The following is a 10,602-nucleotide window of genomic DNA, read 5'->3' as shown; positions in this document are numbered from 1 at the left end:
GTCGTATCGCTCGGCGTGCTGCTGGCGATCGGACCCCAGTGGCTCCGGCAGCACACGGCGGCCACCCTGGCCGTGTTGGGCGCCGCGATGGTCTACGCGGCCGTCGTGATGGCCTATCCGCAGCTCGAGGTCCGGAGAACCCGGTATTCATGGCTGGTCACCGGCTTCGACTCGGCGTTCACGCTGGCGCTCATCGCCTTGAGCGGAGGGGTGTACAGCCCGGTGGTCCCGGTGTTGGCGCTGGCGGTGATCGCCTCGGCGGCACGGCTGTCGTTTCGTGAAACCCTCTTGATCGCAGTGCTTTTGGGCGCCATCTATATCCCGGTCGCGCTGGTCTCGTCGCCGGGACTTCCGGTCACCGCGGCCCCGGCGCTCCAGGCGGGCTGGTCGGCGGTGTTTCTGATCTTCGTCGCGGTCATCACCGCGGGTCTGTCGGCGCTCGCCGAACGCGAACACAGCTCCCGGCTGCGGGCCCTGGTTGAGGCCGAGGCCGAACACGCCGCCGCCGAAGAGGAGCGCGACCTACGGGCGCGCCTGCTGCGGTCCTACCAGTCGCAACAGGATGGCCTCCAGGTTCTGGTGCACGAATTTCGCACTCCCGTCAGATCTTTGGAGGCGCTGACCGAGGCACTGACTTCGGCGCAGCGGATGTCGCAGGCCGACAGGGACACCAGTCTTCGGCTGGTGGCCCGGCACGTGCACCACCTGGCCGACATGCTCGACGCGCTGTCCGACGTCGCGCTGAGTCGCCGCCCCACGTTCTCGGCGGGGCGGATCCGCCGTGTCGACGTGGCCGACCTCGTCGTCGCCGCGGCCGACGCCGTCGGCCTTGGCGCGCCCCGGCTGCGACTGAGCGTCGGCGGTGACGTGAACTCCGTGGCCGTCAACGCCCAGGGGCTGCGCCGGCTGCTGACCAACCTGCTGGAGAACGCCTCCCGGCACGGCCGCGGCGAGCCAGTCGACGTCGCGTGCGTGCGAGAAGGCGGGGAGTTGGTCTGCACGGTGGCTGACCGGGGGCCCGGTATCCCGGCCGAAAGCCTTGGCGAGCTGACGACCAAGTACGTCAGCGTTGGCGGCCAACGTGGCACCGCCGGGCTCGGCCTGTGGATTGTGCAGCAGATCGCCGAGGCCATGGGGGGCCGCGTCGACTTCACCGCGCGCGACGGCGGCGGCCTGGTCGCCACCTTTCGCGCACCGATCGACTGATCGCCGGTTCCACGCGCTGGCCCGCGCAGGCCAGTGATTGGCACGTGAGTCTGTGCCGCCCTGCCGTCGCGCTGACCAACATGGGGGCGATGCCGCGGTGACGTGCACCACTGCACACCGCCAGAAAGGGCCCCTGATGACCGCACCTACCACCGCGCCCACCCACAAGGACATCGATCTGAGCGCCCGCGAGTTTTGGGCGAAACCCCCGGAGTCGCGCGACGCCGCCTTCGCCGTGCTGCGCGCGGAGAATCCCGTGCCGTGGAGCCGCCCCGCGGAGTCCGACCTGCTGCCCCCCGAGCTCAACACCAGGGGATTCTGGTCGCTGACCAAACAAGAGGACATCCGGATGGCCAGCCGCCACCCGGAGATCTTCTCCTCCGCGCAGGGCATCACGATGGAGGACTTTGCCCCCGAGGCGGTGGAGATCGCGCAGTCGTTCATCGCCATGGACGCGCCGCGGCACACCCAGTTGCGCGGCATCACGACGGAGGCGTTCAAGCCCAAGAACGTGCGTCGGCTGGAAGGCTGGATCCGGGGCCACGCCCACGACCTGGTCAGCGAGATGGCGCATCTCGGTGAGGGGGACTTCGTCCAACTCGTGTCGGTGAAGCTGCCGGGCCGGATCTTCGGTAGCTTCTTCGGGCTGCCGGACGGCGAGCTGCGCGACAAGGCCGTCAGCGCCGCCCAGCGCCTAGTTGGCTGGACCGACCCGAACATCCGCGGCGAGCAGAGCGAACTCGAACTGTTCATGGGCGCCGTGATGGACCTGCACGAAGTGGCAACGGTATTGATCCCCCAGCGGCGGGCCAACCCCGGTGACGACCTGATGACCTGGATGGTGCAGGCGGAGTTCGACGGCAAGAAGATGACCGACGACGAGCTGAAGGCGTTCTTCGTGTTGATGGGCGTCGCGTCCAACGACACCACGCGGCATGCCTCCGCCCACGCCATCGCCGCTCTTTCGAAATTCCCCGACCAGCGCGCCCTGCTCGTCGAGGACGTCGAGGGCCGCGTCGGCACCGCCGTCGAGGAAGTCCTGCGCTGGGGCTCGCCGTTGCTCCACATGCGCCGCACCGCCACCCAGGACATCACCGTGCGCGGTTCGGAGATCAAGGCCGGCGACAAGGTAGTTCTGTGGTACTACTCGGGCAACCGCGACGAGGACGTCTTCGAGGATCCGCATTCGTTCAACATCCTGCGAAACCCCAACCCGCACATCGCCTTCGGTGGCGGTGGGCCCCACTTCTGTCTGGGTGCGGCGCTGGCCCGCACGATGCTCAAGGCCTTGCTGACCGAGGTTTACACGCGTATCCCGGACATCTCGGCACCAGAACCTCATTACGCCCTGGCCAACTTCATCAACGGCGTCAACAGCCTGCCCGCGACCTGGACGCCGGAACGATGAAAACCAAAGCGGCGGTGCTGTGGGGACTGCACCAGAAGTGGGAGGTCGAAGAGGTCGACCTCGACGGTCCCAAGGAGAACGAGGTCCTGGTCAAGATGGCCGCCGCCGGACTGTGCCATTCCGATGATCACCTGATCACCGGCGACATGCCGATGCAGTTGCCGGTCATCGGCGGCCACGAGGGCGCCGGCGTCGTCGTCGATGTCGGCCCGGGCGTCACCGAAGTCGCCCCGGGCGATTCCGTGGCGCTGAGCTTCATCCCGGCGTGCGGGCGCTGCGAGCCCTGTTCGCGCGGCATGAGCAACCTGTGTGTGCTCGGCGCCGCCATCATCGCCGGGCCGCAGCTCGACGGCACCTTCCGGTTCCACGCGAAAGGCCAAGGGCTGGGCCAGATGTGCGTGCTGGGGACGTTCTCCGAATACACGGTGGTGCCACTGGCCTCGGTGATCAAGGTTGACCCGTCCACCGCGCTGGACACCGCCGCCCTGGTCGGCTGCGGAGTCACCACCGGCTACGGCAGCATGGTGCGCACCGGCGAAGCGCGGGACGGCGACACCGTGGTGGTCATGGGTGTCGGCGGGATCGGCATGAACGCGGTGCAAGGTGCCCGGATCGCGGGCGCACGCGTGATCGTCGCCCTCGACCCCGTGGAGTACAAACGGTGCCGCTCCCAGGAGTTCGGCGCCACCCACACCGCGGCGACGGTCGAGGAGGCCCATGCCCTGATCGCTGACCTGACACGCGGCCAGATGGCCGACGTCTGCGTGGTCAGCACCGACTCGGCCGAAGGAAGCTATGTGGCGCAAGCCCTGAGCCTCGTCGGCAAGCGCGGCAGGGTGGTGATGACCGCGATCCCGCACCCCACCGACACGTCCGTCGCCATGTCGCTGTTCGACTTGACACTGTACGAAAAGCAGGTTCGCGGATCACTTTTCGGCTCCTCCAATCCCCGGCACGACATACCGCGGATGCTCGATCTTTACGGTGCCGGCCGGCTGAAGCTCGACGAGCTCGTCACCCGCGAGTACACCCTGGACGAGATCAACACGGGCTACGCTGACTTGCACGCCGGTGTAAATCTGCGCGGGCTGATCCGGTTCTGAACCGTTCATGAGTCTCATCACCATCGCTGTCATTCTTGTTGCGCCGCTGGGCATCCCGGCCGGGGTCAGCGCCGCGCACCACGCCGCCGACCGATGGCGGAGTTTCGCACGATGGCGCAGACGAATCCAATGACAAGAGTGAGGCCGGCATGACTGGTATTCCGCACTATGCGATGTACATCGACGGGCGGTGGCGCGACACGTCCAGCAGGCTGGAGGTGCGTGATCCCGCGACCAACGGGCTGGTCGCGACCGTCGCCTGTGGCGATGCCATCATGGCCGACGAGGCCGTCGCGGCGGCAAAGGCGGCACATGCTTCCGGTACCTGGCGGCTGACGCCCCCGGCAGAGCGCGCCCGAATCCTCGATGCGATCGCCGACAACCTCGCCGCACGGTTCGACGAGTTGACCGCCGTGCAGGTACGCGAAAACGGCGCCACCGTGCGGTCCGCGGGCGCTTTTCTGCTGGGCTACTCGATCGCCCACCTGAAATACTTCGCCTCGCTGGCGCGGTCGTATGCCTTCGAGGAAACCGGACCGTTGATCGAAGCGCCCACGCTGGCCGCAGGCGTGCTTCGCCGCGAGCCGGTGGGCGTCTGCGCCGGCATCGTGCCGTGGAACTTCCCCTTGCTGCTGGCGGTGTGGAAGCTGGGCCCGGCGCTGGCGGCGGGCAACACGGTGGTGCTGAAGCCCGACGACCAGACTCCGCTGACATTGCTCGAACTGGCCAGGGCGGCAGATGAAGTGGGGCTGCCGGCGGGAGTGCTGAACGTTGTAACCGGCCCCGGCCCGGTCGTCGGAGCCCGCCTTGCCCAACATCCCGACGTTCGCAAGGTGGCCTTCACCGGCTCAACCGAGGTCGGTAAGACCGTGATGCGCGCCGCCGCCGACAACGTCAAGAAGGTGACCCTCGAGTTGGGCGGCAAGGGAGCCAACATCGTCTGCGACGACGCGGATCTAAATTTGGCGGTCGACGGAACGCTGTTCGGATTCTTGCTGATGTGTGGACAGGCTTGCGAGTCGGGAACCCGGCTGTTGCTGCATGCATCAATTCACGACGAATTCGTGCGACGCCTGGTCGCCCGGGCATCAACCCTTGTGGTGGGTGATCCGATGGACCCGGCCACCGACATCGGGCCGCTGATATCCGCCAAACAGAAAGCGCGCGTGGAAAAGTACATCGCGCTCGGGCAAGAGGCGGGATGCAAGGTCGCGTTCCAAGGCACGATCCCCGCCGACGCCGGGCTCGCCGATGGTCATTGGGTCGCTCCGACCATCTTGACCGGTGCGACCAACGACATGCGGGTGGCGCGCGAGGAGATCTTCGGGCCGGTGCTGGTCGTGATCAAGTACACCGACGACGCCGAGGCCGTCGCGATCGCCAACGACAGCGAGTACGGATTGTCCGCAGGCGTGTGGAGCACAGACAACGAACGCGCATTAGCGATCGCCCGCGAGTTGGAATCGGGTACGGTGTGGATCAACGACTGGCACATGGTCAACGCGATGTTCCCGTTCGGCGGTGTGAAGCAGAGCGGTCTGGGGCGCGAGCTCGGGCCGCGCGCGCTCGACGAGTACACCGAGCAGAAGTTTGTCCACATCGATATGACGAACGACCGCGCCAAACGGGTCTATCCCGTTGTCGTTTCGGCCGGCGCGGACTAACCGATGTATCCGGGTACCCACGCAGAAAACGCGGCTGAGCGCCCTGCGGTCATTCTGGCGGAGTCCGGACAAGTGTTGACCTACCGGCAACTCGATGACAACTCCGCTGCGCTGGCGCGGGTGCTGTACGACGCCGGGGTTCGCCGTGGCGACGTCGTCGCACTGCTCTCGGACAACACCGCCGAGGTCTTCGAGGTGTACTGGGCGACGCAACGGGCGGGCCTCTACATCACCGCGGTCAATCACCACCTGACGGCGCGGGAGGCCGCCTACATCGTGCGTGACTCGGGTGCACGCGCGCTCATCGTGTCGGCTGCGCTGGCCGACCTGTCAACCGAAGTCGCCGCGCAGGTCGAAGAACCCGCGCTGCGGCTGGCCTTCGGTGGCGATGTTGCCGGTTTCGACTGCTACGAAACGGCGCTCGCCGGGGCCGGTCCGCGCCTGCGCCAGGAACCATCCGGCGCCGTCATGTTGTACTCCTCCGGCACCACGGGATTTCCCAAGGGGGTCAAGCCCCCGCTACCCGAGCGGCTTGTCCACGAACCGGGCGATCCGATCGTAGCGATGGCCCGCCACTTCTACGGAATAGCAGCAACCGACGTCTACCTGTCGCCGGCGCCCGTCTACCACGCCGCGCCCCTGCGCTGGTGTGGCATGGTGCAGGCACTGGGCGGAACCGTGGTGCTGGCCAAGAAATTCGACCCCGAAGCCACCCTGCGCTACATCGAGCAATACCGGGTCACCGTCGCGCAGCTGGTTCCCACCATGTTCATCCGGCTCCTCAAACTGGATGAGGGCACGCGCCGCCGCTATGACCTGTCGAGCCTGCGGATGCTCATGCACTCCGCCGCGCCCTGCCCCGTCGAGGTCAAACGGGCGATGATCGAGTGGCTCGGCCCGATCATCTACGAGTTCTACGGTTCCACCGAGGCGCACGGCCTGACGTTCATCGACTCCGAGCAGTGGCTCACCCATGCGGGTTCGGTGGGGCGAAGCGTGCTCGGCGTGCTGCACATCTGCGGCGATGACGGAACCGAGCTACCCGTCGGTGCCGTCGGCACCGTGTACTTCGAACGCGATCATTTACCCTTCGAGTACCACAACGATGCCGAAAAGACCGCCGCCGCCTGCCATCCGGAACACCCGTTCTGGACGACGGTCGGCGACCTCGGCTACTTGGACAGCGATGGCTTCCTGTATCTGACCGACCGAAAGTCGTTCATGATCATCTCGGGCGGCGTCAACATCTACCCACAGGAAGTGGAGAACGCTCTGGCGCTGCACCCCGCGGTGCTCGATGTCGCGGTCATCGGCGTCCCACACCCCGAGATGGGCGAAGAGGTCAAAGCTCTCGTGCAGTTGGCGCCCGAGGTGAGCGGAACGGATGCGTTGGCACAGGATCTCATCGACTATGTCCGCGACCGGATCGCCCACTACAAGGCGCCCCGATCGGTCGACTTCGTCGACTACCTGCCCCGGACACCCACCGGCAAACTCGCCAAAAACAAGCTACTGCAAGCGGTTACGGCCCGAAGTTAGTGCCGCTGGTCAGCTCTTCCCAGTTCGCGATCTCGGTCGCCCGCGCGTCCGCGACGTGGCGATAGAGGGCTAGCGCGTCGGGGCCGAGCAGCAAAAAGCCGGGGGGCTCGGCGGATTCGACGGCCGCGATGATCGCGGCGGCGGCCTTGGCGGGGTCGCCGGCCTGGTTGCCGTGCATCGTGTCGTTTTCCTTGCGGCGCTTTCCGGCGGTGTCGGCGTAGTCGTCGATGACGGTGGCCGACTGGATGAGCGATCGGCCGGCGAAATCGGTGCGGAACGCACCGGGCTCGACGACGGTCACCGAAATGCCCAGTGGCGCAAGCTCACCGCGCAGGGCGCCGCTCATGCCCTCGATCGCGGCCTTGGCCGCCGCGTAGTAGCCGGACCCCACCGGGGTCACCGTTGCGCCGATCGAGGAGATGTTGACGATCGCGCCGCTGCGGCGCGCCCGCATGCCGGGCAGGACGGCCTTGATCATCGCGACGGAACCGAAGAAGTGCGTGTCGAACAGGGTGCGCACCTCGGCGTCGTCACCCTCCTCGATCGCGGCGCGGTAGCCGTAGCCCGCGTTGTTGACGAGCACGTCGACGCCGCCGAACCGGTCGTCGGCTTGCCGCACGGCCGAGGCGACGTGCGCCGGGTCGGTGACGTCAAGGGTGACGGCCAGCGCCCGGTCCGGGGCCGCGTCCACGAGATCGGCGACCTTCGCGGCGTCGCGGGCGGTGACCACCGCGTTGTGCCCGGAGCCGATGACCGCTTGGGCCAGCGCGCGACCGAGTCCGGTCGAGCAGCCGGTGATGAGCCACGTGGCCATGGGCGTAGTTCCTCTCGCCGAGACGGCACCAGCACCGTGAAATGTGTTGTCAGACTATGGCGCGTCGACTACATCCCTCGTCGGGAAATCGCGGGGATCACGAAACATCGTACGGGGGTGGTCAGGCGCCCGGCAGGCAACTATCGTCCTTCTTAAGCAGTTGATTGGCTCCGGTAAAGGAAACAGGCAGTGAGGACGCTAGAAGGCGTTCTGTCCAGACACCCGTTCTTCGGCGGGATGGACCCGCGCTATTTGCAGTGGGCGGTTGGCTGTGCGGCAAACCTGCGCTTCGCCGCGGGCGAGTTGATCTTCCGCGAGGGCTATCCCGCTGATCACTTCTACCTCATCCGCGCCGGCAGGATCGCGCTCGAAACCCCGGTCCCGGGACGTGGCGGCTTGACGGTTCAGACACTCGAAGCCGGAGACATCCTCGGCTGGTCGTGGTTGGTGCCGCCGTACAACTCGCGGTTCGACGCCCGCGCCGTCGTAGCGACGCGCGCCATCGGTTTCGACGGCAACTGCCTGCGCGGCAAGTGCGAAGAGGACCACGAACTGGGATACGAGCTGCAGAAGCGGGTGATCGCGATTCTGGGAGAGTATCTCGACGCGGCAAGGTTCCGGCTCCTGGACATCTATGCCGATGTCATCGCATAGGGACCGACCCGTTAGCCCTCGAATGCCGGACCGTCGAAGCGGTCGCGGGTGACGAACTCCGCGACCGGGCGGCGGCGCAGCTTCCTAAGCTGCTGCACGGGTTTGCCGAGCGGCACGACCGCGACGACCGCGTGCTGATCCGGGATGCCCAGCAATTCACGGACTCGCTCCTCGGCCGCGATGGCCATCGTCGTGATGGTGCCGCCGTACCCCTCGTCGCGGGCGGCCAGCAGGATGTTCCAGATGAGCGGGTATACCGATGCGCCGCCGGCCAGGCCGACCCGATCCAGATCCTGATCGATGGCGGCGACGACGGTCAGGTCGACCGAAACCACAAGGACGACGGGCGCATTGGCGATCGGCGCGACGAACGTGTCCGGAATGTCCGTCTGGTCGATGGCCTGCTGCGGCACCTCGCTGGGATGCACTGAGTTCCAGGGGTTTTCGCCCGCCTGCAGCTGCGCGAAGTAGCGGCGGGCAGCTGCCTTTCCCAGCTCGGCGAGCCGACGACGGGCGTCCGCGTCGCGCACCACGGTGACGTGGGCGCCCTGCCGGTTGCCCCCGCTGGGGGCGAAGCGCGCGTTGTCGAAGATGCGGCCCAGGACCTCGTCGGGCACCGGGTCGTCGGTGAATTCGCGCGCCGCGAAAGTCGTTCGCATGACGTCGTACAGCTCCACGGCGCGTCACGCGCTCGCGGACGCGCGCCGCTGAAGGCGGAAGGTGCGCTCGAAACCGGCCGGCTGCGTCGTCAGGGTGACCTCCACCGCGCCGCTGGGGGCGATGACGTAACGCTCCTCCACGTCGGGCCCGTCCCGCCAGCGGCCGACCGGCTGGCGCCCGAGGTCGTCGCGATCGCGCAGCGCCGGATCGAAGGGGAAGAGGACCGGATCGTAGGGCGTCACGTCGCCGTCCGGCCGGCCGTTGACCAGGCGGCTGCATTCCACGAACCGGAAGTGGCCGATGTTGTGCGCCGCGCGGTAGCTGCGCTTCACCACCAGCGGGGTGCGCCCGTCGGACGGCAGGGACACGTCCTTGCAGACGATCGGGTCGAAAACGACGCCGGCGCCGGCCTCGGCCTCGCGGAAGACCCCGAAGTTGCGCGAGAAGCGTTCGGACAGTGCGAAATCGGACTCCTTGTCGAGGAACACCGCCAGGCCGATCGCGGTGGCCGCGAACGGATGCGGCGAGCGTTTCACCCGCTTGTCGCCGAAGGCGGTGCGCAGCATCCGCGATACCAGCGGGAAGCTGCCGGCTCCGCCGACGACGTAGATGCCGGCGACCTCCGACCACGTCACGTCGCCCCCGCCCGGGGTGTGCAGCACGCGCCCGAGCAGCTCCATGGTCTTGTCGACGAGCGGCGCGCACACCGCATAGACGTCGTCGACCGGGCAGGAAAACGGGGGTCGGTCGGTGCCGTCGACCCCGGTGAGGTCCACCAGGAAGCGGCGGGTCTGTGGCCCGACGGCCTCCTTGCGGGCGGCGCACTCCTCCCGCAGCAACTCGCGGCCCGCGGCGCCGACCCCGGTCAGCTGCGAGCGCGCCAGGACCAGGTCCGCGATCGCTTCGTCGAAGTCGTCGCCGCCGAGGCGCTGAATGCCCTCGCTGATGACGACCTCGTTCGCGTGCCCGGTCATCTTGAGCAGCGAGGCGTCGAAGGTGCCCCCGCCCAGGTCGTAGATGAGGACGTACTCCCGTTTGGCGGTGATGGTGGAGCGGTACCGATGCGCGTACTCCAGGCTCGCCGCCGACGGCTCGTTGAGCAGGGCCACGACGTCGAATCCCGCCGCGACGAAGGCGTCCAGTGTCAGCAGGCGTTGGGCGCTCGAGGCGTTGGCCGGCACGCTGATGGCGGCCTCGATCGATTCGGTGGCGGTGAGGCTGGCGTTGGAGCGGCGCAGCAGGTCGCTTTTCAGCTGGGCCAGAAAACCGGCGAGCAGGTCGGCCAGCCGATGGCGGCGGCCGGCGAGGGCCACCTCGGTCTGCGGCCCGGCGTCGTTGAGCAGACGTTTGAACGAGCGCAACACCGACCACGCCGGGTCGTGGCGGACGGCGGCGGCCTGCGCGCCGAACCGCAACTCCCCGGCCGCGTTGGCCGCGACGATCGACGGCCACGCGTCGACGCCGTCAAACGAGATGACGGGATAGTTGCCTCGGTCGACGGCCGCAACGACGGTGTGTGTGGTGCCAAAGTCGATGCCGACTCTCATCGCGCAA

9 protein-coding genes are annotated in these 10,602 nt (G+C 67.6%); 6 read left to right on the top strand and 3 right to left on the bottom strand.

The window, feature by feature from the left end; translation table 11 throughout:
• The 5 genes from WU80_RS14600 to WU80_RS14580 all read left to right on the top strand — a co-directional run.
• Nucleotides 1–1,206: sensor histidine kinase KdpD (locus WU80_RS14600; RefSeq protein WP_082462575.1), on the top strand; the 1,206-nt coding region annotated here is incomplete at its 5' end.
• A 136-nt stretch (nt 1,207–1,342) separates the two neighbouring features.
• A complete protein-coding gene (locus tag WU80_RS14595; protein WP_055403332.1) occupies nt 1,343–2,614 on the top strand; it encodes a cytochrome P450 in 1,272 nt (423 codons plus the stop codon).
• Nucleotides 2,611–3,717, top strand: a complete 1,107-nt coding sequence (locus WU80_RS14590) for an NDMA-dependent alcohol dehydrogenase (protein ID WP_055403333.1) — start codon at nt 2,611–2,613, stop codon at nt 3,715–3,717. Before WU80_RS14595 ends, WU80_RS14590 begins: the two co-directional genes overlap by 4 nt.
• 149 nt (nt 3,718–3,866) lie before the next feature.
• Nucleotides 3,867–5,381 carry an aldehyde dehydrogenase gene (locus WU80_RS14585; RefSeq protein ID WP_055403334.1) on the top strand — a complete coding sequence of 505 codons (1,515 nt, stop codon included), beginning with the start codon at nt 3,867–3,869 and terminating at the stop codon, nt 5,379–5,381.
• 3 nt (nt 5,382–5,384) lie between these two features.
• The gene (locus WU80_RS14580) at nt 5,385–6,920 is read left to right on the top strand and encodes an AMP-binding protein (RefSeq protein WP_055403335.1); all 1,536 of its coding nucleotides are present in this window, start codon (nt 5,385–5,387) and stop codon (nt 6,918–6,920) included.
• Here the strand turns inward: WU80_RS14580 and WU80_RS14575 are convergent.
• Nucleotides 6,904–7,734, bottom strand: coding sequence for an oxidoreductase (locus WU80_RS14575; RefSeq protein ID WP_055403336.1), 831 nt, complete (start codon nt 7,732–7,734; stop codon nt 6,904–6,906). The genes WU80_RS14580 and WU80_RS14575 overlap by 17 nt on opposite strands.
• Before the next feature lie 189 nt (nt 7,735–7,923).
• On the opposite strand from WU80_RS14575, the gene WU80_RS14570 reads away from it, so the two are divergent.
• Nucleotides 7,924–8,388 (top strand): cyclic nucleotide-binding domain-containing protein, encoded by a 465-nt coding sequence (locus tag WU80_RS14570; RefSeq protein WP_055403337.1) that lies wholly within the window; start codon nt 7,924–7,926, stop codon nt 8,386–8,388.
• Nucleotides 8,389–8,399: 11 nt separating this feature from the next.
• On the opposite strand, the gene WU80_RS14565 is transcribed toward WU80_RS14570, so the two are convergent.
• Both WU80_RS14565 and WU80_RS14560 read right to left on the bottom strand, forming a co-directional pair.
• Nucleotides 8,400–9,065, bottom strand: a complete 666-nt coding sequence (locus tag WU80_RS14565; RefSeq protein ID WP_369808536.1) for a nitroreductase family protein — start codon at nt 9,063–9,065, stop codon at nt 8,400–8,402.
• 6 nt (nt 9,066–9,071) lie between these two features.
• Nucleotides 9,072–10,595: an Hsp70 family protein gene (locus WU80_RS14560; RefSeq protein ID WP_055403338.1), complete on the bottom strand. Its 1,524-nt coding sequence runs from the start codon at nt 10,593–10,595 to the stop codon at nt 9,072–9,074.
• Nucleotides 10,596–10,602: the final 7 nt, after the last annotated feature.

Source organism: Mycobacterium sp. UM_11, assembly GCF_001414075.1.
Classification (GTDB): Bacteria; Actinomycetota; Actinomycetes; order Mycobacteriales; family Mycobacteriaceae; genus Mycobacterium.
The sequence above is the reverse complement of the archived record's forward strand: the minus strand, read 5'-3'. Positions and strand labels throughout refer to the sequence as shown.